Annotated in this window: 28 protein-coding genes; 15 read left to right on the forward strand and 13 right to left on the reverse strand. The window is 57.9% G+C overall.

The window, feature by feature from the left end; genetic code table 11:
• Window positions 1-43 precede the first annotated feature (43 nt).
• The 3 genes from CAG25_RS28280 to CAG25_RS08895 all read right to left on the reverse strand — a co-directional run bounded on the left by CAG25_RS28280 (window position 44) and on the right by CAG25_RS08895 (window position 2,364).
• Complete coding sequence (locus CAG25_RS28280) at window positions 44-913, reverse strand: hypothetical protein (protein WP_143492848.1); 870 nt, start codon at window positions 911-913, stop codon at window positions 44-46.
• A gap of 171 nt (window positions 914-1,084) precedes the next feature.
• The gene (locus tag CAG25_RS08890) at window positions 1,085-1,456 is read right to left on the reverse strand and encodes a DUF6124 family protein (protein WP_085610405.1); all 372 of its coding nucleotides are present in this window, start codon (window positions 1,454-1,456) and stop codon (window positions 1,085-1,087) included.
• 545 nt (window positions 1,457-2,001) lie between these two features.
• Window positions 2,002-2,364, reverse strand: coding sequence for a hypothetical protein (locus CAG25_RS08895; protein ID WP_085610406.1), 363 nt, complete (start codon window positions 2,362-2,364; stop codon window positions 2,002-2,004).
• Window positions 2,365-2,461: 97 nt separating this feature from the next.
• Here CAG25_RS08895 and CAG25_RS08900 point away from each other — a divergent pair, with 97 nt between their 5' ends.
• The 4 genes from CAG25_RS08900 (at window position 2,462) to rarD (ending at window position 7,718) form a co-directional block, all read left to right on the forward strand.
• The gene (locus CAG25_RS08900) at window positions 2,462-3,361 is read left to right on the forward strand and encodes a LysR family transcriptional regulator (protein ID WP_085610407.1); all 900 of its coding nucleotides are present in this window, start codon (window positions 2,462-2,464) and stop codon (window positions 3,359-3,361) included.
• Window positions 3,362-3,430: 69 nt separating this feature from the next.
• Window positions 3,431-4,444 (forward strand): aldo/keto reductase, encoded by a 1,014-nt coding sequence (locus tag CAG25_RS08905; protein WP_085610408.1) that lies wholly within the window; start codon window positions 3,431-3,433, stop codon window positions 4,442-4,444.
• A 106-nt stretch (window positions 4,445-4,550) separates the two neighbouring features.
• Complete coding sequence (locus CAG25_RS08910; protein WP_085610409.1) at window positions 4,551-6,668, forward strand: acyltransferase family protein; 2,118 nt, start codon at window positions 4,551-4,553, stop codon at window positions 6,666-6,668.
• Between the two features lie 168 nt (window positions 6,669-6,836).
• Window positions 6,837-7,718 carry an EamA family transporter RarD gene (gene rarD / locus CAG25_RS08915; protein ID WP_085610410.1) on the forward strand — a complete coding sequence of 294 codons (882 nt, stop codon included), beginning with the start codon at window positions 6,837-6,839 and terminating at the stop codon, window positions 7,716-7,718.
• Window positions 7,719-7,781: 63 nt separating this feature from the next.
• On the opposite strand, the gene hppD is transcribed toward rarD, so the two are convergent.
• Both hppD and CAG25_RS08925 read right to left on the reverse strand, forming a co-directional pair.
• Window positions 7,782-8,858, reverse strand: coding sequence for a 4-hydroxyphenylpyruvate dioxygenase (gene hppD, locus CAG25_RS08920; RefSeq protein WP_007958955.1), 1,077 nt, complete (start codon window positions 8,856-8,858; stop codon window positions 7,782-7,784).
• A 246-nt stretch (window positions 8,859-9,104) separates the two neighbouring features.
• The gene (locus CAG25_RS08925; protein ID WP_085610411.1) at window positions 9,105-10,052 is read right to left on the reverse strand and encodes a DMT family transporter; all 948 of its coding nucleotides are present in this window, start codon (window positions 10,050-10,052) and stop codon (window positions 9,105-9,107) included.
• A 77-nt stretch (window positions 10,053-10,129) separates the two neighbouring features.
• On the opposite strand from CAG25_RS08925, the gene CAG25_RS08930 reads away from it, so the two are divergent.
• The 3 genes from CAG25_RS08930 to CAG25_RS08940 all read left to right on the forward strand — a co-directional run bounded on the left by CAG25_RS08930 (window position 10,130) and on the right by CAG25_RS08940 (window position 13,244).
• Window positions 10,130-11,002: a LysR family transcriptional regulator gene (locus CAG25_RS08930; RefSeq protein ID WP_085610412.1), complete on the forward strand. Its 873-nt coding sequence runs from the start codon at window positions 10,130-10,132 to the stop codon at window positions 11,000-11,002.
• A gap of 106 nt (window positions 11,003-11,108) precedes the next feature.
• Window positions 11,109-12,644, forward strand: coding sequence for an EAL domain-containing protein (locus tag CAG25_RS08935; RefSeq protein ID WP_085610413.1), 1,536 nt, complete (start codon window positions 11,109-11,111; stop codon window positions 12,642-12,644).
• Between the two features lie 234 nt (window positions 12,645-12,878).
• Window positions 12,879-13,244: a histone-like nucleoid-structuring protein, MvaT/MvaU family gene (locus tag CAG25_RS08940; protein ID WP_011334329.1), complete on the forward strand. Its 366-nt coding sequence runs from the start codon at window positions 12,879-12,881 to the stop codon at window positions 13,242-13,244.
• Window positions 13,245-13,450: 206 nt separating this feature from the next.
• Here the strand turns inward: CAG25_RS08940 and CAG25_RS08945 are convergent, their stop codons facing one another.
• Complete coding sequence (locus tag CAG25_RS08945; protein WP_039768724.1) at window positions 13,451-13,969, reverse strand: DUF4946 domain-containing protein; 519 nt, start codon at window positions 13,967-13,969, stop codon at window positions 13,451-13,453.
• Window positions 13,970-14,111: 142 nt separating this feature from the next.
• Here CAG25_RS08945 and gloA point away from each other — a divergent pair, with 142 nt between their 5' ends.
• Window positions 14,112-14,633 carry a lactoylglutathione lyase gene (gene gloA / locus CAG25_RS08950; RefSeq protein WP_065260490.1) on the forward strand — a complete coding sequence of 174 codons (522 nt, stop codon included), beginning with the start codon at window positions 14,112-14,114 and terminating at the stop codon, window positions 14,631-14,633.
• A gap of 81 nt (window positions 14,634-14,714) precedes the next feature.
• On the opposite strand, the gene ahpF is transcribed toward gloA, so the two are convergent.
• From ahpF to CAG25_RS08965, 3 genes are all read right to left on the reverse strand, one after another.
• On the reverse strand, window positions 14,715-16,277 hold the full coding sequence (gene ahpF, locus CAG25_RS08955) for an alkyl hydroperoxide reductase subunit F (RefSeq protein ID WP_085610414.1): 1,563 nt from the start codon (window positions 16,275-16,277) through the stop codon (window positions 14,715-14,717).
• A gap of 130 nt (window positions 16,278-16,407) precedes the next feature.
• Window positions 16,408-16,971: an alkyl hydroperoxide reductase subunit C gene (gene ahpC, locus CAG25_RS08960; RefSeq protein ID WP_007958941.1), complete on the reverse strand. Its 564-nt coding sequence runs from the start codon at window positions 16,969-16,971 to the stop codon at window positions 16,408-16,410.
• A gap of 136 nt (window positions 16,972-17,107) precedes the next feature.
• Window positions 17,108-18,046, reverse strand: coding sequence for a site-specific integrase (locus CAG25_RS08965; protein ID WP_085610415.1), 939 nt, complete (start codon window positions 18,044-18,046; stop codon window positions 17,108-17,110).
• Between the two features lie 176 nt (window positions 18,047-18,222).
• Between CAG25_RS08965 and CAG25_RS08970 the strand changes: the two genes are divergently transcribed.
• A complete protein-coding gene (locus CAG25_RS08970) occupies window positions 18,223-19,227 on the forward strand; it encodes a DNA-binding protein (RefSeq protein WP_085610416.1) in 1,005 nt (334 codons plus the stop codon).
• On the opposite strand, the gene gorA is transcribed toward CAG25_RS08970, so the two are convergent.
• Together gorA and galU are read right to left on the reverse strand one after the other, a co-directional pair.
• A complete protein-coding gene (gorA, locus tag CAG25_RS08975; RefSeq protein ID WP_085610417.1) occupies window positions 19,224-20,582 on the reverse strand; it encodes a glutathione-disulfide reductase in 1,359 nt (452 codons plus the stop codon). The genes CAG25_RS08970 and gorA overlap by 4 nt on opposite strands.
• A 129-nt stretch (window positions 20,583-20,711) precedes the next feature.
• The gene (galU, locus tag CAG25_RS08980) at window positions 20,712-21,551 is read right to left on the reverse strand and encodes a UTP--glucose-1-phosphate uridylyltransferase GalU (protein WP_039768735.1); all 840 of its coding nucleotides are present in this window, start codon (window positions 21,549-21,551) and stop codon (window positions 20,712-20,714) included.
• A 247-nt stretch (window positions 21,552-21,798) separates the two neighbouring features.
• Here galU and CAG25_RS08985 point away from each other — a divergent pair, with 247 nt between their 5' ends.
• Together CAG25_RS08985 and CAG25_RS08990 are read left to right on the forward strand one after the other, a co-directional pair.
• Window positions 21,799-21,987, forward strand: a complete 189-nt coding sequence (locus CAG25_RS08985; RefSeq protein WP_064596939.1) for a hypothetical protein — start codon at window positions 21,799-21,801, stop codon at window positions 21,985-21,987.
• 139 nt (window positions 21,988-22,126) lie between these two features.
• Window positions 22,127-22,423 carry a hypothetical protein gene (locus CAG25_RS08990; protein WP_064596941.1) on the forward strand — a complete coding sequence of 99 codons (297 nt, stop codon included), beginning with the start codon at window positions 22,127-22,129 and terminating at the stop codon, window positions 22,421-22,423.
• 2 nt (window positions 22,424-22,425) lie between these two features.
• Here the strand turns inward: CAG25_RS08990 and CAG25_RS08995 are convergent, their stop codons facing one another.
• Both CAG25_RS08995 and CAG25_RS09000 read right to left on the reverse strand, forming a co-directional pair.
• A complete protein-coding gene (locus CAG25_RS08995) occupies window positions 22,426-22,656 on the reverse strand; it encodes a hypothetical protein (protein ID WP_011334337.1) in 231 nt (76 codons plus the stop codon).
• 72 nt (window positions 22,657-22,728) lie between these two features.
• Window positions 22,729-23,085, reverse strand: coding sequence for a hypothetical protein (locus tag CAG25_RS09000; protein ID WP_085610682.1), 357 nt, complete (start codon window positions 23,083-23,085; stop codon window positions 22,729-22,731).
• Between the two features lie 210 nt (window positions 23,086-23,295).
• Here CAG25_RS09000 and CAG25_RS09005 point away from each other — a divergent pair, with 210 nt between their 5' ends.
• From CAG25_RS09005 to alkB, 4 genes are all read left to right on the forward strand, one after another.
• Window positions 23,296-23,598 (forward strand): DUF1883 domain-containing protein, encoded by a 303-nt coding sequence (locus CAG25_RS09005; protein WP_007958929.1) that lies wholly within the window; start codon window positions 23,296-23,298, stop codon window positions 23,596-23,598.
• Window positions 23,599-23,632: 34 nt separating this feature from the next.
• The gene (locus CAG25_RS28625) at window positions 23,633-23,803 is read left to right on the forward strand and encodes a hypothetical protein (protein ID WP_178076440.1); all 171 of its coding nucleotides are present in this window, start codon (window positions 23,633-23,635) and stop codon (window positions 23,801-23,803) included.
• Between the two features lie 91 nt (window positions 23,804-23,894).
• Window positions 23,895-24,608: a 2OG-Fe(II) oxygenase gene (locus tag CAG25_RS09010; protein WP_085610418.1), complete on the forward strand. Its 714-nt coding sequence runs from the start codon at window positions 23,895-23,897 to the stop codon at window positions 24,606-24,608.
• 5 nt (window positions 24,609-24,613) lie between these two features.
• A complete protein-coding gene (alkB, locus tag CAG25_RS09015) occupies window positions 24,614-25,276 on the forward strand; it encodes a DNA oxidative demethylase AlkB (protein ID WP_085610419.1) in 663 nt (220 codons plus the stop codon).
• The last annotated feature ends 47 nt before the right edge of the window (window positions 25,277-25,323 follow it).

Genomic DNA, 25,323 nt, shown 5'->3' on the forward strand with positions numbered 1-25,323 from the left:
CTCTTGGGGAATACAGTCAAGAACTCCCCGAATCCCCGCGGCCCTAGAATGTGAAATTATCTACAACAATCGCGTTGTTGCGCGGAGTAATAATGTCACATCGGGATATATCTCTAGCATTAAAAACCATTGGATGTGCTATTGGGGAGTCATACGGCCCTGTCACTTGAAGAGGTAGTGTTTGAATCATATTTTGCAAACGGTCATAGAAGACGACCGATCCGCCTGAAAACAAAACTCGCGAGTAATAGAAGGCGATTGTGTTCGTCGGGACTGATAAATCACATCTGAAAACGCCCGTTGCACCTCCGTTTGTCAGTAACACAGCCGCCCTCCCATCGATCTTGCCTGGAAGCAAAGGAACTTCATTGGCAGGCGCGGCATATACCCCCACGCCATGAGCCCCGGAAGTTACAGCTATCTTGAGTCCAGGCGTCGTAAGCAACTGTGGATAGATGGCAATGGGTACATTGTTAAAATCCTCATTTCTTACGGGTACGACGGGCGCAACAGTCAGAGTCCAGATGTCTGTCGCCGGCAAACTGGCATTTTCCCGCAGTTCAAAGCGATGAGGCCCTTGAGACAGGTTCATCAACTGCTGGAGAAGCGCACCGCTTTGATTGAACACTCCACTGGACACCATCACGCCGTTATCCGTAATCACAAATGGAACACCCGCCGGCCCGCTTCCGCCGAACTCTACTCCAGAAGAGGGGGTACTGGTGCCAGGCGGGATCGGGGATCCGCCGGGATACGTCGTGCAGTAAGTAAAGAACGGATTCTGGAATGGAACTCCCGCGGGCCCGCTTCCGCTGAACCCGACTTCAGTGGTGGGGGGAATGGTGCCAGGTGGGATCGGGAGTCCGTCGGAATACGGCGTGGAGTCCGTTGAGAACGGATTTTGGGTACTCATGGGGGCGCTCCTTCATGGGTCGGGTTCAGTCCGCGTGGGCTATGCCATCAAACGTCAATTGCCGAGCGCCCCGCTACTGTCAACTTTGACAGTAGCGACAAGCGGTCATGATTGATTCACCCTTTTTTCTACATAGAAAAACGGCCCGCAGGCCGTTTCTTTTTTAACGCATCAGACAGCCGAACCCGCCGCCACCTCCAGATTATCCAGCACCCGATTTACCGCCAGTTCCGCCAGCATGATCAGTTGCCCGATGCCCAGCAGCACATGCCGCTGCGGCGCGTCGAGCATCCCGGCGAAATCGCTGGCCATGGTTTTGGCGCAGGTCAGGGTTTCGCAGGCGTCGGCCAACAGTTCTTCGCTTGGGATGCCGGGGGCGATGAGGTAGCGGGTGTTAGGTTTGAGCAGCGGCTTTCTGGGGTGGAACGGATTGAGGTAGTGATCGAGCGCGCGTTCGGCGGCTTCGTGAAATTTCTTGGAGTCGAGGGTTTCGTAAGGCGAGGTGGTGTCGGTTTCGGGTGGGTTGGGTGTTGGTTTGATCATCGTGAAACTCCTAAGGCACTTATATAGAGCCACCACTCTCGCTACCAAACGATGGTGGTGGCCAGACGCAGGTTGGTAGACCGGGCCTTAGGAGAAACGGCGCACCCGAAGGTGCCCTGCGAATGACCACCATAAAACAGAGACAAAAGACTCTACAAAATGGAGCACTCTGCACTTAAAGACCCGGGCTACCAAACCCGATCGCTGTTCTTTTCAGCGACGGGACAACGATAAAACCCGGCCCTTGAGCGCACAAGCCGGCGGATTCTGGCGCAGTCGTAGGCAACGGCGCAAGGTTGTGTAGCCTGGGTGCGTGTCTGGAAGTGTCTTTTAAACGCATGGCTTAAACACTGCGGTGTACTTGAGAACCTACCCCCTCACCCCAGCCCTCTCCCCCAAGGGGGCGAGGGGGAAAGGGAGCCGATTTGTATGTTTTATCAAAATCGGAGTTCGACTCGGTATTTCACGTCGGCGTAACTTGTGAGAACACCTCCGTCGGCTCCCTCTCCCTCCGGGAGAGGGCTGGGGTGAGGGAGCCCTTGATTCTAAGCCCCCGATTTCGCATCCAACTCCAAAACCACCCCACCCGGCATCTGCACAAAAATCTGCCAGATCCCATCCTCCGGCACCTGCGCCACCTGATACGGCAACCCACTGCCCTGCACCCGCTTCAAAACCACCGCTGCGTCTTCATCGGTGCGAAACGCGATGTGGCTCAAAGCAGCGTCCTCAAACGAAGGCTGCTCAATCACATGCACCAACGCGTCCCCCTCCTGATACAACCACCGCCCCGGAAACGGAAACGGCGGCCGGCGCCCCGGCGTCAATCCCAACAACCCACCAAAAGCGTCCTGCAGCGCCTGCCCGTCACCAGTGTTGAAAGCAAGATGATCAAATGTCCACGTCATGTCTGTCTCCTGCGCTTATTCAGGACTCCAGTATCCGTGCTTGCCAATCCAGGAAAAATCCCGCAAAACGCCAAGGATCTTCAACGGATTTTTACTAATGAGCTCAATCCTCGATCTGGAAATCTTCGTCCGCACCGCCGACTCCGGCAGCATCTCCGCCGCTGCCCGGACTCTGGAACTGACCCCGGCCGCCGCCAGCATCGCATTGAAACGTCTGGAAACCCGCCTCGGCATTCGCCTGTTCGCCCGCTCGACCCGCAGCATGCGCCTGACCGAGGAAGGTCGGCGTTATCTGGAAAGCGTACGTCTGGCGCTGGCCACCCTGGCCGAGGGCGAACAGGCGCTCAAGCAGCAGACCGAAGGCTTGAGCGGCGTGCTGCAACTGGCGGCGCCGTCGGACTTCGGGCGCAATGTGTTGCTGCCGTGGCTGGACGATTTCAAGCGCGAGCACCCGCACATTCAACTGCAATTGCTACTCAACGACCGGCATGCGGATCTGTTTCGCGAGACGGTGGATGTGGCGCTGCGCATTGGCGTGCCGAGTGATTCGACGATGGTAGCGTTGCCGATTCTGCAGGAGCATCGCCGCGTGGCCTGCGCCAGCCCTGCATATCTGGAGCGTCACGGCACGCCGCAAAATCCCACCGAGTTGAGCGAGCACAGCGCCCTGCTCTATCTGCGCAATGGCCGGCCCTACAACACTTGGCGTTTCCATCGCGAGGACGAAACGGTCGAGGTCGAAGTACGCGGTGACTACCTCAGCGACGACGGCGAAGTCGCCCGCCGCTGGGCGCTCGCCGGGCATGGGATCGCCTACAAGGCCTGGCTCGACGTCGCCGAAGACGTGCGCGCCGGGCGGCTGCTGACACTGTTCGATGACTGGCATGGCGAGAGCGTGCCGTTCAATCTGTTGTGCCCACATCGCGTGCAAGTCTCGGAACGGGTCAAGGTGTTGCAGGCGTTTTTGCGCCAGCGCTGCGAGGCACTGCGTCGATAAATACACTTTGCCGCGCCGGGCGCTTCTGGTATTTGATGGAAGCTTTCCCACCGACAAAAGGATTTCGGCATGAGCTATCGCACACTGGGTCACTCGGGGTTGCAGGTGTCCACCCTCACCCTTGGCACGATGATGTTCGGCGAGCAGACCAGCGCAGAGGATTCGCTGCGCATCATCGACAAGGCCTGGGATCAGGGCATCAATTTCATCGACACCGCCGATGTTTACACCAATGGCCGCTCGGAAGAGATCGTCGGCGAGGCCATTGCCCGTCATCGGCATGAATGGGTGCTGGCGACAAAGGTCGGTTTCGGCCCGGTGGACGGCGTGCCGAACCGCAGCGGTCTGAGCCGCAAGCACATTTTCAATGGTCTGGAGGCCAGCCTGACCCGGCTCGGCACCGACTACCTCGACATCTATTACCTGCATCGCGAGGACCACAACACCCCGCTGGAAGTGACGATCTCGGCCATAGGCGATCTGATTCGCCAGGGCAAGATCCGTTATTGGGGCCTGTCGAACTATCGCGGTTGGCGGATTGCCGAGGTGATTCGCGTGGCAGACAAACTCGGCGTTGATCGCCCGATCATCAGCCAGCCGCTGTACAACATCGTCAACCGCCAGGCCGAAACCGAGCAGATTACCGCCGCCCAGAGCTACGGCCTCGGCGTAGTGCCTTACAGCCCGCTGGCCCGTGGCGTGCTCAGCGGCAAGTACGCACCGGACGTGACCCCGGATGCCAACAGCCGTGCCGGACGCCAGGACAAGCGGATTCTGGAAACCGAATGGCGCGTGGAGTCGTTGCGCATTGCCCAGCAGATTCAGCAATACACCCAGGAGCGTGGGGTCGGGATTGTTGAATTTGCGATTGCCTGGGTGCTGAACAACGGCGCGGTGACATCGGCGATCGTCGGGCCGCGCACTGAGGAGCAGTGGGATGCGTACACCAAGGCGCAGTCGGTGAAGATTACAGCCGAGGATGAGGCGTTTATCGACTCGCTGGTGACGCCGGGGCATGCGTCTACGCCGGGGTTTAATGATGTGAGCCATTTTGTTTCAGGCCGCAAACCCCATCAGGCTTAGGATTTCCCCTGAACCTTGAACAGCCGATACAATCGGCTGTTTTTTTTAATCAAGCGCGATCAAACGGAAGCTGATTGATCGTTCGGAATTTGCCAGGGATCAGCACATGTCCAATCGCTCCGCCGAGCGCTTCAGAAAGCCACTGCGCGGGCTGCTGTTCAAATTAACGGGCGATAAAGATCTGCGCCCCCTCACTTGCGCTATAGAGCCCGCAACTTTCGGCGATCGCCGCCCCTCACTTACGTACCGGGCCGACATTGACGGACTTCGCGCCATCGCTGTTCTACTGGTGTTGATCTTCCACGGCGGACTGGCGCTTTTCCCGTCCGGTTTCATCGGCGTCGATATCTTCTTCGTGATTTCGGGTTATTTGACCACCGCTATCATCATGAAGTCGCTGCACAACGGTACGTTCACTTTCTCGGGATTCTACACGCGCCGGATCTGGCGACTACAACCGGCCGTTATTGCATTATTGATCGTCACATTGATGCTCACGACGCTGCTGTACTTGCCCGATGATTACGTCGATTTTTTAAAAAGCGAAAAGTACACCTCGTTAATCATCTCCAACCAGTACTTTTCCAAAGTGACCACGGGTTACGCCACACCGGATGCAGCAAGCCTGCCGCTGTTGCACACCTGGTCTCTGGCCATCGAATGGCAGTGGTATCTGATACTCCCCCTGGGCATCTGGCTGCTCAACCGCTATCTGCCGAACGTTATTTTCAAAGCGGCGGTGCTCGGCCTGACCGTGGCAGCAATGGTGCTCGCGCTGTACCTGTCTTACGCCACTCCTGAGAAAAACTACTACTTCTTCGCTGCGCGGATTTTCGAATTGATGATCGGCTCTTGTGCGGTCATCTTCAGTACGGGCAAGTTCCGGCTCAATCGCCTGAGCGCCTCTGTGGTCTGTGCACTTTCGCTGGTCACGATCATCTATTGCGCCACCCGGGACGATATCTTGCCGGGATTCCCGCAATACCATGCCATTGCCGTGTGTCTTGCCACTGCAGCGTTGCTGTATCAGGGGATTGGTGATGCAAGCATTTTCGCCAAGCTGCTCGCGTTTAGACCCTTGGTGTTTATCGGCACGCTCTCGTACTCCTTGTATCTATGGCACTGGCCGATCCTGGCGGTGATGAATTACATGGGAATCGCGCTAACCCCGTCGATGACAATCATTTACTTCGTTTGCACTTTCGTCACGGCCTGGCTCTCGTATGTGCTGATCGAAAACAAGTTCCGCAAGGCACGATTTGGTTTTGCCAAAACGCTCGTGGTACTGATGATATTGCCCGCTATCGGCCTGTCGCTGCTGCACTCGGCCAGTGTCAGGCACGAGGGCTGGCCGGGCCGCTTCAATCAGGGCTACAGCAACATGCTCAACGATTTGAAAGCATCCGTGCCAGTTGCTCGGGAAGGATGTCTTGGTGTCAGCGATGGTGCCGATCCTGGCTGTATATCGGGCGCCGATCACGCGGCGCCACAAATATTTCTGATGGGCGATTCGTTTTCGAATCACTACTGGGGCTTTGTTGAAACGCTGGCCAGGGATGCCAATCTTGCTGTACTCGCACAGGCTTACCCGGCGTGCCTGGCCTTGCCCGGGATCTACCAGTACGACGCGAAAAAATACAAGAACGCGTTGTTTCAAAAATGCCACGACGCCGCTCAACGCTATTACGAGATGATTGCGAACAAGCACTTCAAGTATGTGATTGTGGGCCAGTTCTGGGAGGCTTATCTGAACGGTGACATCGTCACTAAACGCGATGATCCTCACAGCCTGGAACTGTCTCGACAACGCTTTGGCGTAGCAATCCGCCAAGCCCTGGATATTATCGTCGCATCAGGCGCTATCCCGGTGTTTCTGGAGAACACGCTGCCCATGCCATCTGGGATCAACGCGTGCCTGCTGCGCCAGGTCAAATTGCGTGGGTTGATGGGCAGTGTCGAGCAAGGCAATCTCTGCGCTACTACGCCATGGTCCGGCAGCAAAGAACCAGCGCTGGAAACACTCTTTAATGACCTGAAGACTGAGTACCCCGGGTTAATTGTCATTGACCCGAAAACCGTGCAATGCACAGATGATGCGTGCATGAACACGGTCGACGGTTTTCCGGTCTATCGTGACATAGGGCACATCACCGATTACGCCTCTTATAAGTTTGGCGAGATGTACCTCATGAACTTCGGCAATCCCTTGCAAGTTGCGCAGTGATGATTCGTGCCTCCGGACGGGCTCCGCAGCAAGGCTGAACGCTTCGCGAGCAGGCGAAGGTCTACAGGCTGTTTGATGTGTGGCAAATATTGAGCATCTGCCCAATATTCAGCACAAAAACCACGTATCCTTCGCTCCCCGTTTGACCATCACCCCCGCGAGGACAGTTTGTCTAAAGGTATCGCTCTCTCGGTAACAGCCTCGACGCTGTTTGCCGTCATGTATTACTACACCTCGCTGCTCACCCCGTTGAGCGGCGTGGAAATCTTCGGTTGGCGGATGCTGCTGACCGTGCCCTGCATGACCGTGTTCATGCTGGTTTCCGGCGAATGGCGGCGAGTGCTGGAACTGCTGCGCCGGGTTCCTGCGCTGCCCAAATTGATCGCAGGCCTGTTCCTCTCGTCCGCGTTGTTGGGTGTGCAGTTGTGGCTGTTCATGTGGGCGCCGCTCAATGGCTACAGCCTCGATGTGTCGCTGGGCTACTTCCTGTTGCCGCTGGCCATGGTGCTGACCGGGCGCATCGCTTATGGCGAAAGCCTGTCGTATTTGCAAAAGGTCGCGGTGTTCTTTGCCAGCCTCGGCGTGTTGAACGAGTTGTATCAGGTTGGCGGGTTTTCCTGGGCGACGCTGGTCGTGGTCGTCGGTTACCCGCTGTATTTTGTGCTGCGCAAATACCTGAAGTCGGACAACCTCGGCGGCTTGTGGCTCGACATGACCCTGATGCTGCCGGTGGCGTACTGGTTTATACGCGGCGGCGAACAGGGTTTCGGCGTGTTCGATCAGTACCCGGCGCTGACGTGGCTGATTCCGCTGCTCGGTCTGATCAGTGCGTCGGCGCTGGTGGTGTATATCATTGCCAGCCGCTTGCTGCCGTTCAGTCTGTTTGGTTTGTTGAGCTACGTTGAGCCGGTGTTGCTGCTCGGAGTGGCGCTGCTGCTCGGCGAGAGCATCAAGCCCGGTGAATGGCTGACCTACATCCCGATCTGGCTCGCGGTGGTGGTGCTGGTGTTTGAAGGGTTCAAGCACCTGATGCGCCAACGGCGCCCATAAGACGCGCAATAAAAAGCCCGGCCTGCATTTCTGCAGGCCGGGCTTTTTTACATCTGATGCGGATTACTCGGTGGCAAGCACGCCACGACGCACCTGGTCACGCTCGATCGATTCGAACAGTGCCTTGAAGTTGCCCTCACCAAAACCATCGTCGCCCTTGCGCTGGATGAATTCGAAGAACACCGGGCCCATCAGGGTTTCCGAGAAGATCTGCAGCAGCAGACGCTTGTCTTCCTTGTCCGACGCGCCGTCGAGCAGGATGCCGCGCGATTGCAGCTGATCGACAGGCTCGCCGTGGTTCGGCAGACGACCTTCGAGCATTTCGTAGTAGGTGTCCGGCGGCGCGGTCATGAAGCGCATGCCGATCTTCTTCAACTGATCCCAGGTCTTGACCAGGTCATCAGTGAGGAACGCCACGTGCTGGATGCCTTCGCCGTTGAACTGCATCAGGAACTCTTCGATCTGCCCGGCCCCCTTCGACGATTCTTCGTTGAGCGGGATGCGGATCATGCCGTCCGGCGCGGTCATCGCTTTCGAGGTCAGGCCGGTGTATTCGCCCTTGATGTCGAAGTAGCGGATCTCGCGGAAGTTGAACAGCTTCTCGTAGAAGTTCGCCCAGTAGGCCATGCGACCGCGATACACGTTGTGAGTCAGGTGATCGATGATCTTCAGGCCGGCACCGACCGGGTTGCGGTCGACGCCTTCAAGGAACACGAAGTCGATGTCATAGATCGAGCTGCCTTCGCCAAAACGGTCGATCAGGTACAGCGGCGCGCCGCCAATGCCTTTGATCGCCGGCAGGTTCAGTTCCATCGGGCCGGTTTCGATGTGGATCGGCTGGGCGCCGAGTTCCAGTGCGCGGTTGTAGGCCTTCTGCGAATCCTTGACCCGGAACGCCATGCCGCAAACCGACGGGCCGTGCTCGGCCGCGAAGTACGAAGCAACGCTGTGGGGTTCGTTGTTGAGGATCAGGTTGATCGCGCCCTGGCGATACAGGTGCACGTTCTTGGAGCGGTGGGTCGCGACCTTGGTGAAGCCCATGATCTCGAAGATCGGCTCCAGGGTGCCAGGTGTCGGCGATGCGAACTCGATGAACTCGAAGCCCATCAGGCCCATTGGGTTTTCGTATAAATCTGCCATGGTTGGCGCCTCATCATTCTTATCAATTAACCAGAGTTATTTGTCAGTAATGCTGAGACCGGTGGGTGGCGCACAGGAGATGCCACGCACACTGCGGGCGAGGAAGTCACCGTAGATCAGTTGAAACCCGAATATCTTCATTGTCGACCCAAGGCTCTTGCGGGCGAGGCTTCTGCTGCCAGAAGACGATTATTATTGTATGCGTAACCCGATTCTACACAGCGTAAATAGGGTTGTCTGCCCTCTCTATAAAATCCGCTTTTTTCGGCCCGGTGCAAGGGGTTTGTTGCACAGCCAGATGCCCGCCAGAATCAGCGCGCCGCCCAGGCACATGGACAGCGTCAGCTGTTCACCCAACAGGATTGCACCGGCGAGCACGGCGGTCAGCGGATTGAGCGCAATGAACACGCCGGTGCGCGTGGCGCCGATTTTACGGATGCCATCGTAGTAACCGATGTAGGCCAGCGCCGAACCGAGTACGCCCAGATAGGCCAGGCTCAGCCATTGGCGTGTGCCAAGAGCGGCCAGCGCTGCAACGTCAACTTCGCCCCGGCTCAGGGCGAGCATCCACAACATCAGAGTGCCCAGCATTATCGAAAGGGTCACGGTCTGCACCGGACCGATGCTCTGGTTGAGACTGCGGGAGAACAGCGAATAAACGCCCCAGCTCAAAACGCAGCCGAGAATCAGCAGATCGCCAATCCACGCGTCCGGCGTTGCGCTCAACAACTGCGGGGTGCGACTGACGATCACCACTCCTGCCCCGCCGATACAGATCGCGATGCCGATGACCTTCAGCCGGCTCAGCCGCTCCTTGAACAGCAGCCACGATGCCAGACCGATCACCGCCGGATTCAGAGCCACGATCAACGAAGCCCGGGAAGCGTTGATGTATTGCAACCCGTAAAAGAAGCACAGGTTGTAGAAGAAGATCCCGAAGAACCCCAGCAGCATCAGTTGCAGCCATTGCCGGGGCGTGGGCCGCACCATCGCAATCCGCGCCAGCCGCAGGAACCCGAGCAACGCCACGCTGGCCAGCAGAAACCGAAGGCTGGCGGCAAACACCGGGCTCAGGCTGCCGGCCAGAAATCGCCCGGCAACCCACGTTCCGCCCCAGATCATGGTGACCAGGGCCAGGTTCAGGTAGACGGGCATGTCCGAAGTGGCCGGACGATCAGGTTCATGACAACTCATAACGCTCCCAACGATGAGACTGACGGATGACGTATCATTCGATTGATTTCTCATCATCGTAAAATGAGTCTTTACTCATGACCCTGACCCAACTCGAAATCTTCTCGCTGGTGGCCGAGCTGCGCGGTTTCACCCTCGCCGCCCATCGTCTGGGAATTTCCCAATCAGCGGTGTCCCACGCCTTGAAATCGCTGGAACAGGAACTGGGCGTCGAACTGCTGCGCCGTCACCAGTCCCAAGTGGAACTGAGCGATATCGGCGAGCAACTGCTGTTGCGGGCCCGGGCGATGCTCGGGCTGGCCAACACCTTGCGTCAGGAGGCGGCGGATGCGCGTGGCATGAAACGCGGAACGTTGCGCATCGGCTCGTTCGGGCCGACGTCCTCGGTCAAGTTGTTGCCGCGGATTCTTCAGCAGTATCGCGAGGCGCATCCCGGGATCGAAGTGCACATCGATGAAGGCCCCGATCGGCAGATCATTCAGTGGCTGGAAGAGCGGCGGATCGATATTGGTTTTGTGGTGCTGCCCGAGGAACGCTTCGACACGTTCGCCTTGATTGAAGATCAGATGGTTGCCCTGCTCCCGCTCGGTCACCCGTTGGCGGCGCACGAATCAGTGACGCTGAAAGACTTATGCAACGATCCGTTCGTGCTGACCGAGGCCGGCTCATCGGAACTGGTTTCACGCCTGTTCAATGCCGCCCGGTTGAGCCCGAACATCCGCTTCCGCTGCTCGCAGCTGCTCAGCACCCTCGACACCGTTGGCCGGGGCGATGCGATGACCGTGGTGGCGGAAGGCTCGTTGCCTTTCGATCCCGACCCGCGCTATGTCAAGCGACCGCTGTCTCCCGCCGTCACCCGGCAAGTCGGTCTGGCGGTGCTGGATCAGCGCCAGGCATCGCCCGCCACGCTGGCATTCATTCAGCTGGCAACTCGGCTGGATTATCGTTGAGCGGCGCAGCTGTCATTGGCCATCTATCATGGGCTCAGACCTTGGGCTTTGCGCGCACGCTTCGCCTGCAATCAAGAGCCCCACTCCATCGCGACAGGATGCGCCCATGCCACTGACCGTCAGGCCTCGCCGCAAGCGCAGCACCCGGATTATCGTGACATTACTGTGTGGCCTGGTGCCGATCGTACTCGGGAGCGTCATTCTCTATATGCAGGCTGAACGCGCGCTCCAGCAGAGTTCGCAACACACTGCCGATGAAGCCCTGCGCCAGTTCGAACTGATGCTCGACAACACTGCCCAGGCCGCCCGCGAACTGTTGCCTTTGGCCGGCCAGACTTGCGAAACCGTCAAACTGGCCTTGCGCGAACAAGTCACCCGTCGCCCGTTCGTGCGCTCGACCAATCTGGTGTGGGACGACAATCTCTATTGCAGTTCGCTGTTCGGCGACTTCAAGGAAGCCGTGAATCCGGGCGATTACGCCGAAGGCAAGCTGTGGCTCATGAACGGCAACCCGGTGACACCCAATACCGCGCTGCTGGTGTATCGCCTGAGCGAAGGGCGCGGTGGCGCGCTGACCACGCTGGACGGCTACCACCTGAGCAACATCCTGCGCCTGATCGGCCGGCACACGTTGTTGTTGCTGCAAGTCGGCAACAACTGGCTCTCCGCCGACGGCAAAGTGCATCAAGGCGCCCTGCCGGCGTTGCCGGTGGCGCAAAGTACATTGCACTCGTCGCACTATGCATTTTCGGTCAGCGCCGCGTTTCCGGAAGGCGAAACCTGGCGCTACATGAAAGATGAATACCCGCCGCTGTTCAGTCTGCTGATGTTTTTCGGCGCGGTATCGGGAGCGATCGGCTACATCGTTCAAAAACGCTCCACGTCGCCCAGTCATGAAATGCAGCGAGCGCTGGAGGCAGGAGAATTCATTCCCTACTTTCAACCGGTGGTGCACGGCGACAGCAAACGGTGGTCGGGCACGGAAGTGCTGATGCGCTGGAATCATCCCAAGGAAGGACTGGTGCGTCCGGACCTGTTCATACCCTTTGCCGAACACTCCGGGCTGATCGTGCCAATGACCCGCGCCTTGATGCAGCAGACCGCTTTCATTCTGGGGCCGCTGTCACCGACCTTCGAAGCCCCTTTCCACATCGGCATCAACATCACCGCCAGCCACTGCCACGATCTGGAACTGGTAGAGGATTGCCGTGAATTTTTGTCAGCGTTCCAGCCTGGCAGCATCAGCCTGGTCCTGGAGCTGACCGAACGCGAGCTGATCGAACCGTCCGACATCACCCAACGACTGTTCGCAGAGTTGCGTGCGATGGGGGTGAAGATCGCGATTGACGACTTTGGCACCGGCCATTCAAGCCTTGGCTACTTGAGAACCTTCAATGTCGACTTCCTCAAGATCGACCAGACATTCGTGGCCATGATCGATAAAGATGCCCTTTCCCGGCACATTCTGGACACCATCATCGAGCTCTCCACCAAGCTGGATCTGGGCATCGTGGCCGAAGGAGTGGAAACGCAAGCCCAATGTGATTATCTGGCCGCCCACCATGTCAACTTTCTGCAGGGCTACCTTTTCGGCAAGCCCATGCCAGCGGCCGACTTCATCGAAGCATTAACTCATCATTAACTTGTCTGAATAAATCCTGCCACGCCGACAGCCCGCACCAAATTGATACAAAACAACGTTGTTGTTACATGAAGAAAAAGTCAGGATTTACTCTTGCCACATTAACTACTACAATTTTTCTTACCTGTTGCAAGATGGGCAGGTGAGCCATTATCACCGAGTCGCTTCAAGGCTCTTGGCTTATAGCTTTGTTTGCGGTTGGTATCAGCCAAACACACTATTGGAGTAAAGATATTGTCCAGACTCGCTGAATTTCGTGCAGCTGAAAAGGCCCTTCAGGAACAGCTCAAGCAGCTGGAATCGCTGAAGAACGATGCCGGGCTCAAGAAAGAAATCGAATTCGAAGAAAAGCTCCAGGGGCTGATGAAAACCTACGGCAAAGGCCTGAAAGACATCATCGCCATTCTCGATCCGAACCCGGCGAAATCCGGTCTGCAATCGACCGCCGCACCTAAAACCCGCCGAGCTCGCGTGGTCAAGGTCTATCAGAACCCGCACACCGGCGAGCTGATCGAGACCAAGGGTGGCAACCACCGTGGCCTGAAAGCCTGGAAGGAACAATACGGTGCAGCCACCGTTGATTCCTGGTTGCGCGGTTAATCTCTCGCAAACATGAAAGCCCTGCATATGCAGGGCTTTTTTTGGACAATATTTAACAAATGAAACGATTTTTCTGGCGGGGAAGTTGATTCTCAAACCGCTCCGGTACTGAAACTATGCTTCGGAATGTTGCCCCCAGTACCCAAGATTAACTTTATGTTTAATCAATTCAGGTATCTAACACCACGCTGGCCACGAACAGACGACTAAAATTTCAAGCTGTTTCGCGCAGCCACTATGTCGTCGCCGCTGGCCTTATAAACCTCCGCCTGCCCGGCATACGAAAGTACGTACGCTTTATCCGCCTCGACCGCTGCAACCAATGTTTGCGACAAAACATGACGGCCGTTTTCAGTCACCGTACAAGTGGTCTCAAGCGCTGTGAGCGAACCCAGCGTACTCGGATGAACCCTGTTGCAGACACTCTGATAACCGCTCTGGAAAAAGTCTTTTTGCACCGACTTGCGCATCTCCAGCAACACGCCCTGCAAGTTGACCTGATGACCACTTTCCACGCGGGTCATCGTCAACTCCATCACCATCACCTGATTGCCATCGGCGTCAGTCTTCACTGCCCGCTGACGGGAGACTTCAGGGGAGGTTTCGGGCAGCGCCTCGACCTCCCAGCCGGCGGGCCAGGTGATGCTCGGCGCCTCGGCAAAGGCCGGCAGAGCAAGCAGGGAAAAACCCAGGAAAACGAACAGCGATTTGAAAGGTCGGATCATTACCAGAGGCACTCGCGGATTGAGCCGTAAAGTCTGAGGCCCGCCCGCTCGCAGGGCAAGCCCGCGCTTTCGGTTTGGCGATGCTGCCTGGCATGCGTATCATTGCGCCCATTCACTCGCCCCAATTTGTTACGGAGGGCCCATGAGCCTGCAAGAACTGAACACCTTCCCCGGCGTCACCGCCACCCCGGACAGCGCAACCCGCAACTTCGTGTTCAACCACACCATGCTGCGCGTCAAAGACATCACCAAGTCGCTGGATTTCTACACCCGCGTACTGGGTTTCTCGCTGGTAGAGAAGCGTGATTTCCCGGAAGCGGAATTCAGCCTGTACTTCCTCGCCCTGGTCGACAAATCGCAGATCCCGGCCGACGCCGCTGCCCGCACCGAGTGGATGAAGTCGATTCCCGGCATTCTGGAATTGACCCACAACCATGGCACCGAGAACGACGCAGACTTCGCCTACCACAACGGCAACACCGACCCGCGCGGTTTCGGTCACATCTGCATTTCGGTACCGGACATCGTTGCAGCTTGCGCACGTTTTGAAGAGCTCGGCTGCGATTTCCAGAAGCGCCTGACCGATGGCCGCATGAAGAGCCTGGCGTTCATCAAGGATCCGGACGGCTACTGGGTCGAGATCATCCAGCCGGCACCGCTGTAACGCTGACACCGGGTAGAAAGCACCCCACAAAGAAAAAACCCCATCATCGCTGATGGGGTTTTTCTGTTTCAGGCCCGGGATTTACGCCGGAGCCGAAGTGCGGATCAAGTGATCGAAAGCACTGAGGGAAGCCTTGGCGCCCTCGCCCACCGCAATCACGATCTGCTTGTACGGCACGGTGGTCACGTCACCGGCGGCGAAAATGCCGGGGATCGAGGTTTCACCGCGATTGTCGACGATGATCTCGCCGCGCGGAGACAACTCGATGGTGCCTTTGAGCCAGTCGGTGTTGGGCAGCAGACCGATCTGCACGAAGATCCCTTCCAGCTCGACCGTGCGCAACTCGTCAGTATTGCGATCCTTGTAGCGCAGGCCGTTGACCTTCTGCCCGTCGCCAGTGACTTCAGTGGTCAATGCACTGGTGAGCACGGTGACGTTCGGCAAGCTGTGCAGCTTGCGTTGCAATACGGCGTCGGCGCGCAGCTGTACGTCGAACTCCAGCAAGGTGACGTGAGACACGATACCGGCCAGGTCAATGGCCGCTTCGACGCCGGAGTTACCGCCGCCAATCACCGCCACACGCTTGCCTTTGAACAGCGGACCGTCACAGTGCGGGCAGTACGCCACGCCTTTGTTGCGGTATTCCTGCTCGCCCGGCACGTTCATTTCACGCCACCGCGCACCGGTCGCCAGAATCACGCTCTTGGCCTTGAGGGTCGCGCCGCTGGCGAAGCGAACTTCATGCAGCTCGCCATTCTTGCCCGGGATCAGCTTGTCGGCGCGTTGCAGGTTCATGATGTCGACGTCGTATTGCTTGACGTGTTCTTCCAGCGCGGTCGCCAGTTTCGGGCCTTCGGTTTCCTGCACGGAAATGAAGTTCTCAATGGCCATGGTGTCCAGCACCTGACCGCCGAAGCGCTCGGCTGCAACACCGGTGCGAATGCCTTTACGCGCGGCGTAGATCGCCGCCGAAGCACCGGCCGGGCCACCGCCGACCACCAGCACATCAAAGGCTTGCTTGGCGCTGATTTTCTCGGCCTGACGCTCGATGGCGCCGGTGTCGAGTTTGGCGAGGATTTCTTCCAGGCCCATGCGGCCCTGGCCGAAGTTTTCGCCGTTCAGGTAGATGCTCGGCACAGCCATGATCTTGCGATCATTGACTTCATCCTGGAACAGCGCGCCGTCGATGGCGACGTGGCGGATGTTCGGGTTCAGCACGGCCATCAGGTTCAGCGCCTGAACGACGTCCGGGCAGTTCTGGCAGGACAGCGAGAAGTAAGTCTCGAAGTTGAACTCGCCCTTGAGCGAGCGGATCTGTTCGATCACTTCGACACTGGCCTTCGAAGGGTGGCCGCCGACTTGCAGCAGGGCCAGCACCAGCGAAGTGAATTCATGGCCCATCGGGATGCCGGCGAAACGCAGGCTGATGTCAGCACCGGGGCGGTTGATCGAGAACGACGGTTTGCGTGCATCGTCGCCGCTGTCGATCAAGGTAATCTGGTGCGAAAGACTGGCAACATCTTTCAGCAGGTCGAGCATTTCACGGGATTTCGCACCGTCGTCGAGTGATGCAACGATCTCGATCGGCTGGGTGACCCGTTCCAGGTACGATTTCAACTGGGCTTTAAGATTGGCGTCCAACATACGGGCGATCTCCTGACTTTATTTGAGGCGAAAAAAAGCCCGAGCGAATCTCGCCCGGGCTTTTCTATTGGGCGGTGCAGCTTACTTAAGTAGGTGCGGAGTCCCGCCCTGCATTGCGCTTGTCACAGACTTAGATCTTGCCGACCAGGTCCAGGGACGGAGCCAGAGTGGCCTCGCCTTCTTTCCACTTGGCTGGGCAAACTTCGCCTGGGTGAGCAGCAACGTACTGAGCAGCCTTGATTTTGCGCAGCAGCTCGGAAGCGTCACGGCCAACGCCGCCATCGTTCAGTTCAACGATTTTGATCTGGCCTTCAGGGTTGATCACGAAGGTGCCACGATCCGCCAGGCCAGCTTCTTCGATCAGCACGTCGAAGTTGCGGGAGATGACCTGAGTCGGGTCGCCGATCATGGTGTACTGGATTTTGCCGATGGCTGGCGAAGTGTTGTGCCAGGCAGCGTGAGCAAAGTGGGTGTCGGTCGAAACGCTGTAGATCTCTACGCCCAGTTTCTGGAAGGCGGCATAGTTGTCAGCCAGGTCTTCGAGCTCGGTTGGGCAAACGAAAGTGAAGTCGGCCGGGTAGAAGAACACTACGGACCATTTGCCTTTCAGGTCAGCGTCCGAGACTTGTACGAAGTCGCCGTTTTTGAACGCGGTAGCTTTGAACGGTTTTACTTGGCTGTTGATGATAGGCATTGATGACTCTCCGTCAGGGTTGTGAATTCGATGGGTGAATCCTACCCAGTCACTCGACGGATGGCTCATTGGCAAACCTGATGCTGCTGATTTGTTTTCGCTATTAGCTGAGGATATTAATAGAAGAAAACGATATCTACGGCGACAGCGGCTTATCCGTAATCCGGGCCATCCCGTGAAAGGGGCTCGCTTCAACATAGCGCATGGCGGACTTCATATCCTTCCATCCCACGTAACTCATCAACGATTTGAGGTCCCAGCCGCTTTGATGGGCCCACGTTGCGAAGCCGCGACGCAGGGAATGGCTGGTGTAGCGCTCGGCAGAGATCCCGGCGCGCTCCAGGGCCTGACGCAGCAACGGAATCACGCTGTTGGCGTGCAAGCCCTCTTCGCTCAGATTGCCCCAGCGATCGACGCCGCGAAACACCGGGCCCCGCACCAGCGCCGCTTCGGTGATCCATTCGATATAAGCCTGCACTGGGCACAGCTTCAACAGCGCCGGGGCCTGATAGGTCTGCCCGAGGTTTTCCCGATCGCCCTTGCTACGCGGCAGGTACAGGGTGATGCCGCTGCCGGCGTGCGCCTGCACGTGCTCGATCTGCACCCGACACAGCTCATCGCTGCGAAAGCCACGCCAGAAGCCCAGCAGGATCAAAGCGCGGTCGCGGCAGGCTCGTAGCAGCAGCGGCCGGTCCTGTTTTTCCCGAGCGTCTTTCATTTCCTGCTCTAGCCAGGTGACGGTCTGCTCAAGATCTCGCAGCTGGAGTGGCTCGGCCTGTTTTTCCTGCGCGGGATGCAGGGCGCGAATGCCCTTGAACACTTTGCGTACCACCGGCGACTTGGTGGGATCGGCGAAGCCCTGACTGTTGTGCCACTGCGCCAGCGCCGACAGGCGCAACTTCAGCGTGTTGACCGACAGCACGCCCGCATGCGCCACCAGATACCGCGCGATGCTGTCCGCTGTCGCCGGCAGAAAACCTCCCCACGCAGATTCGAAGTGTTCGATGGCCGCGCGATAACTGCGGCGAGTGTTGTCACGGGTGGCGGCTTGCAGATAGCGATCGATATCGCTCATGGGCTGATTTTCTCGTGGCGTACTGAGGGTTCGTGCGAAACCGATTTTATGGGTTTCACATGGGGTAATACCAGTATATCCCGCCCGTTTATCGGTGCTTCTTTTACTTTATTTTCAACATGGTACACTACATACTTTAGTGGCATGTACCACAGTACGAAATGGTAGGAGCAGATATGGCCCGTGGCGGCGTTAACAAAGCAGTGGTCCAGATCGCGCGCGCAGCGATCCTCGCCCGTGGCGAACACCCCAGCATCGACGCAGTACGTATTGAATTGGGCAATACGGGTTCAAAAACCACGATTCATCGCTATCTGAAAGAGCTGGATGACGGCAGCGAACCGGCCGATCCTTCGGCAGAACCCATCGATGACGAGCTGCTGGCACTCGTTACGCGCCTTGCCCAACGCCTGAAAGAACAGGCGCAGGAACCGATTGACCAGGCGCGCGAGCAGTACGAGCAACAGCGTCAGGCACTGGAGGACGAGCTGAATCAGCTTCGTCAGGATTATGTGCAACTGGAGAAGAAGCACGACATTCAGGCTGCCGCGCTGGCCAAGGAATCCGAAGCGCTGAGCGATACCCGCTCGATGTTGCAGACCGAGCAGACCCGCAACGCCGGGCTGAATCAGGCACTGTCAGACTTTGAATTGCGCCTGCAGGACAAGGACGAGCAGATCCGCTCCCTGGAAGAGAAGCACCTGCATGCCCGCGATGCGCTTGAGCACTACCGCAACGCCATCAAGGAACAGCGCGAGCAGGAGCAAAGCCGTCACGAAACTCAGGTTCAGCAGTTGCAGATGGAGTTGCGCCAGGCGCAGCAAAGCGCACTGGTACGTCAGGACGAGATCACTCAGTTGCACCGCGACAACGAACGTCTGCTGACCGAGAATCGCGGCACCGTGCGCGAATTGAGCCTGATGCAGGATCAACTCAAACAAAGCAATCAGCGCCAGGATCAACTGCTGGAGCAAGCGTCTCGCGTCGACAGCGAACGCACCCTCCTCCAGGAACGTTTGCGTGTGGCACTGCTGGAAAGCCAGACGCTCAAGCAGAACGTCGACGAGCAGTCGCAGCTCAATCAGTCACTGGAAAAGGAATTGGCCACGGCACAAGCCAGCCTGCGCCTGGCCACCACCGTTGCGGCAGCACCAGACGCAGTAGAACCGAAAAAGACTTAAGCGCCGACCGGCGTACGCATGGTGACAAACTCTTCGGCCGCCGTCGGGTGCACCCCGATGGTGTCGTCGAAGTCACGCTTGGTGGCGCCAGCCTTCAATGCGATTGCCAAACCCTGCACAATCTCGCCGGCATCCGGCCCTACCATGTGACAGCCCAGCACCTTGTCAGATTTGCCATCGACCACCAGCTTCATCAGCGTGCGCTCCTGGCAATCCGTCAGAGTCAGCTTCATCGGCCGGAAGCGGCTTTCGTAAACCACGACTTCGTGCCCCGCTTCCCGGGCCTCTTCTTCGGTCAGGCCGACGGTGCCGATATTCGGCAGGCTGAACACCGCCGTCGGGATCATCTTGTAATCCACCGGACGGTATTGCTCAGGCTTGAACAGGCGTCGCGCCACTGCCATGCCTTCGGCCAGCGCCACCGGCGTCAACTGCACGCGACCGATGACATCACCCAGTGCCAGAATTGACGGCTCGGTGGTCTGGTATTGCTCATCGACCTTGATGAAGCCCTTGTCGTCGAGCTGCACATCAGTGTTTTCCAGCCCCAGATTGTCCAGCATCGGACGCCGACCGGTGGCGTAGAACACACAATCCGCTTCCAGTACGCGACCATCCTTGAGAGTCGCTTTCAGGCTGCCATCCGACTGCTTGTCGATGCGCGCAATATCGGCATTGAATTGCAGATCCATACCGCGCTTGATCAGTTCTTCCTTCAAATGGTTACGCACCGAACCGTCGAAACCGCGCAAGAACAGATCCCCGCGATACAGCAACGTCGTGTTGGCGCCCAGCCCATGGAAAATCCCAGCAAATTCGACGGCGATGTAACCGCCACCGACCACCAGCACACGCTTGGGCAGTTCTTTGAGGAAGAACGCCTGGTTCGAGCTGATCGCATGCTCATGCCCCGGTATCTCCGGGATCTGCGGCCAGCCACCAGTGGCGATCAGAATATTCTTCGCAGTGTATCGCTCACCGTTGACCTCGACTTCGTGCGGACCAACGATTTTCGCGTGCGCTTCATGCAGGGTCACGCCACTGTTGACCAGCAGATTGCGATAAATGCCGTTCAGGCGATTGATCTCGCGATCCTTGTTGGCAATCAGAGTGGCCCAATCGAAATTCGCCTCGCCCAGGCTCCAGCCAAAACCCGAGGACTGTTCGAAGTCTTCGGCGAAATGCGCGCCATACACCAACAGTTTTTTCGGTACGCAACCGACGTTGACGCAGGTGCCGCCCAGATAACGGCTCTCGGCCACCGCCACTTTCGCACCGAACCCGGCAGCAAAACGCGCAGCCCGCACACCGCCGGAACCGGCGCCAATCACATAAAGGTCAAAATCGTAGGCCATTTCTATCTCCTCGGCAGGCGATCAGCATACCCGCCGTCGTCCATTGGGCAAGCACTCCTGCCGATATAGGGGCGGAAAATGAAAAAGCCACCCGAAGGTGGCTTTTTCGTACAGGCAGATCAGGCTTTATCAGTAAGCCTTGCCAGTCTTGTAGAAGTTCTCGAAGCAGAAGTTGGTTGCTTCGATGTAGCCTTCTGCACCACCGCAGTCGAAACGCTTGCCCTTGAACTTGTAGGCCATCACACAGCCGTTCTGGGCTTGTTTCATCAGAGCGTCGGTGATCTGGATTTCACCGCCCTTGCCTGGTTCGGTCTGTTCGATCAGGTCGAAGATGTCCGGAGTCAGGATGTAACGACCGATGATCGCCAGGTTCGACGGCGCGTCTTCCGGCTTTGGCTTCTCGACCATGCTGTGTACGCGGTAGATGTCGTCGCGGATCATTTCGCCAGCGATCACGCCGTACTTGCTGGTTTCCTGCGGATCGACTTCCTGAATGGCAATGATCGAGCAGCGGAACTGCTTGTACAGCTTGACCATCTGGGTCAGTACGCCGTCACCGTCGAGGTTGACGCACAGGTCGTCCGCCAGTACCACGGCGAACGGTTCGTCGCCGATCAATGGGCGACCGGTCAGGATCGCGTGACCCAGGCCTTTCATTTCGGTCTGGCGGGTGTAGGAGAACGAGCACTCGTCCAGCAGCTTGCGGATACCGACCAGGTATTTTTCCTTGTCAGTGCCCTTGATCTGGTTTTCCAGCTCGTAGCTGATGTCGAAGTGGTCTTCCAGGGCGCGCTTGCCACGGCCGGTCACGATGGAAATTTCGTTCAGGCCAGCATCCAGAGCTTCTTCGACGCCGTACTGGATCAGTGGCTTGTTTACCACCGGCAGCATTTCTTTGGGCATGGCCTTCGTCGCTGGGAGGAAGCGAGTACCGTAACCGGCTGCTGGGAACAAGCATTTCTTGATCATATAAGTCCTTGAAAGGGCTGTGTGTACGAGTTTCGGCGCAGTCTAATCAGGCGGCGTGCACCTTACAATGCCCCGCACTGGCTAACCGATGTCAACATAGAGAAATAATCTGGCGGATAGTTCAATCCGCTCACAGAGGCTGCGCATTCAGCTTAGCCCAAAGATCTCGGAACGCCGCATCGACCTGCGCCCGCTCGCCCATTTACCGTTATCATGGCGCCTTTGAACCAGCCAACGAGGCCGCTAGATGTCCGCAGCAAAAATCATCAACGGGTACACCGTCGCCAAGGCGAAAGATGGCCAGTGGCATATCACTGCCGCCAACGGCGAAGACGTGTCCGGCCCGTTGCCCACAGAGGCGATGGCGATTGAAGTCGCCGCGGTGCTCGATTACACGCCCGCAGCTCCGAAACGTCGCGGCAAGGAACAAGACTGATCGGTAATGATGAAGGCCGGCCCTGCCATTGTGCAGGGCTTTTTTTGGCTGCGCGAAAAGAAGTGGCCAATCGCTATAACCTTTTCCTGCCGGCGCTGTCATAGCGTCTAGCCCCCTCCTCCTCGAAGATGACATTGCCATGACCAACCGTTCCCTCATCAGTTTCCTGCCGCTGATTGCACTCGCCGCCCTGACCGGCTGTGCCACTTCGCAGACCACTTACCTGAACAATGGCGAACAAGGGTTGAGCATCGATTGCTCCGGCGAGGCCAATTCCTGGGCCACCTGCTATGAAAAGGCTGACGCGTCCTGCGCCGGCACCGGTTATCGCATCGTCGGGACTGACGGCACACCGGCGCCCAAGGAAGACGACAAGACGCTGGGCGTCGACGTCGGCAACTACAAAAACCGCAGCGTGGTAGTGGTCTGCAAATAGCTTTACATGTGAATTTCGGCGAACTTGATCCCCAGCCCGCGCACGACCTCAATCAGGTCGTCGAGCCGGTTGAATGATTCGACTTCGTCGTTATCGTCGACCAGGAAGTAACTGCGCCCGGCGCTTTTCTTGAAAAACACGATCCACTCCCCCGGATTCGCCGGGTTCTGGATCACATGGGTAGCCGCAATAAGCCCTTCCTTGTGTCGCTCCCGCACCTGCTCTCTCTTCATTCACCGCTCCGGAAATGAAAATGCCGCCACAGCAACGCTGTGACGGCATCAATGTTGACTGATGACAGTCTATCAGCCGGAAATGCAGGCGGTGGCGGCTTTGCGCACATCCCCTGGACGCAGCGGCACATTGGACATCCGCTCATGCAGCTTGATGCTACTGCCACCGGAACGATCCTCGATATCGAACACCGCTGCCGGGCCCGACCCCAGCTTGCCCGGCACAATGACCCGAACCTCGTCCTTGTGCCGCTCTACCTGCAAGGCACCCCGGCTGTCGGCCAGCTTCTCTGACAGGCACTCAGCATATTCATGGGGCTTCTTGCCGGAAATGACGTTCATGGTCGGCAGTGTTTCATTGATTTCCGAAACGCTTGCGCAACCACCCATTGCCAATGCCAACGGCAGAATCACCACACCCCACTTCATACAAAACCTCCAATAAAGACCCTCCGACAGCATGAATGCCGTTTTTCTCCGAGGCTCACTGCATTTAACCCACATCGAATCGTGAATTCTGTTTTTAATTGTCAAAGCGCTGCCCGACGGCCGGATAATAACCTGTCCGGGCTGATAAACTGCGCCGATCGACAATGCTATCGTTTTGATTTTGTAGAAAAAGCCCTTCTGGAGGCGCCCATGAAATTCATTCACCAGCGCGAGCACCTCAACGAAGACGACATCGTCGTCATTCAATGCTCGCAAACCTGCAACATCCGCTTGATGAACGACGCCAACTTCCGAAGCTTCAAAAATGGCGGGCGCCACACCTATCACGGCGGCGCCTTTGACACGTTTCCAGCCCGCATCACCGCACCCAGCACCGGTTTCTGGAACATCACCATCGACACCGTCAACCGCCGCGCGATCAGCGTGACCCGCAAGCCAACCCTGACGCACTCGATCAAGATCATTCGCCGCTCGAGCTCCAAACTCAGCTGAGCGGTTCCGCCAACGCAGACAGGTAAGCATCAACGTGGCCCAAACAACCAAATACGTGATCAAGTACAAACTCAACGGTGAACGCCGCTTCGAGTTCGCCCAGCTGGAAAACGGCACGACGGAAGAAGCCAAGGCCGCACTGGATGCCCTGCACGGCCAGAGCGCTGATGAGATCAGCGACATCAGCGTCAGCAAGGCCCTGTAAGACCCGGGTGACAATTCGACCGCAAGCGGCGGAGTGTTGCGGCCGGGTGGACGACCCAGACTGATACCTGAATGCAAGCCAAGGAATCAGCATGTCACCCTCACCCGCCTCCCCGCTCGATGAGCTCGACTGGATCGCCCTGGAGCAGCAACTGGATCAGGACGGTTACGCCGTCATCCGCACGCTGCTGCGCCCGGAGACCTGCGATCGATTGAGTGCGCTTTACCCACAAAGCGAACCGTTCCGGTCCCAGGTGATCATGGCCCGCCATGGTTTCGGACGCGGGGAATACAAATACCTGCGCTATCCGCTTCCATCCGTGGTGGAACGCCTGCGCAGCGCGCTTTACTCGCGACTCGTGCCTCTGGCCAACCGCTGGCATGAACGAATGGGGCTGCTGGAGCGTTTTCCAGCGCAACACAGCGAATTTCTCGAGCGCTGCCACGCCGCCGGTCAACTGCGGCCTACCCCGCTCTTGCTGCAATACGGCCCGCAGGACTACAACTGTCTGCATCAGGATCTGTACGGCGAACATGCGTTTCCGCTGCAAGTGGCGATTCTTCTGTCAGAACCTGGCGAAGATTTCACCGGTGGCGAGTTCGTCATGACCGAACAACGTCCGAGAATGCAGTCGCGCCCGCTGGTGATGGACCTGAGAAAAGGCGACGCGCTGATCTTTGCTGTCAATCAGCGGCCAGTCAGAGGCGTGCGCGGTGATTATCGGATGACCATGCGCCACGGCGTCAGCCGACTGCACAGCGGAAAACGGCATACTCTGGGCATCATCTTCCACGACGCGACCTGACGATCATGCAAACCACCTTCGATCTGTTCGCCGACACAGAATCCGAGCAGCCCCGGCGCGCCGAACAGATCGGCGAGCAATCCTGGGTGCTGCGCGGTTTTGCTCTGCCGCGAATCGAGCAGTTGTTGCCGGCCCTGGAATCGATCATAGCCTGCGCTCCGTTGCGCCACATGATGACGCCCGGGGGCTTCAGCATGTCGGTGGCCACCAGCAGTTGCGGTGCACTGGGCTGGATCACTGATCGCAGCGGTTACCGCTATTCATCCGAAGATCCAGTGAGCCATCGACCCTGGCCGGCGATGCCCGAGGTGTTTCGTGAACTGGCCCAGGCGGCGGCGAAAGGCGTCGGATTTGCCGACTTCACGCCGGATTCCTGCCTGATCAATCGTTATATTCCGGGCGCGAAGATGTCGTTGCATCAGGACAAAGACGAAAACGCCTACGAAGCGCCGATCGTTTCGCTGTCATTGGGCCTGCCCGCGACGTTCCTGTTCGGCGGTTTCACGCGTGGTGACAGGAGCCAGAAAATCTCGCTACTGCACGGCGATATGGTGATCTGGGGCGGCGTCGACCGGCTGCGCTTTCACGGCATCCTGCCAATCAAGCCTGGCCGACACCCGCGCCTGGGCGAACAACGCTTCAACCTCACGTTTCGCGTCGCCGGATAATCCTGCAAAGTTTGACCGCAAGGGTCGGAGTGTTCCGGCCGGTGGCA

The sequence above is a fragment of the Pseudomonas sp. B16(2017) genome, assembly GCF_002113205.1.
Taxonomy (GTDB): domain Bacteria; phylum Pseudomonadota; class Gammaproteobacteria; order Pseudomonadales; family Pseudomonadaceae; genus Aquipseudomonas; species Aquipseudomonas pharyngis.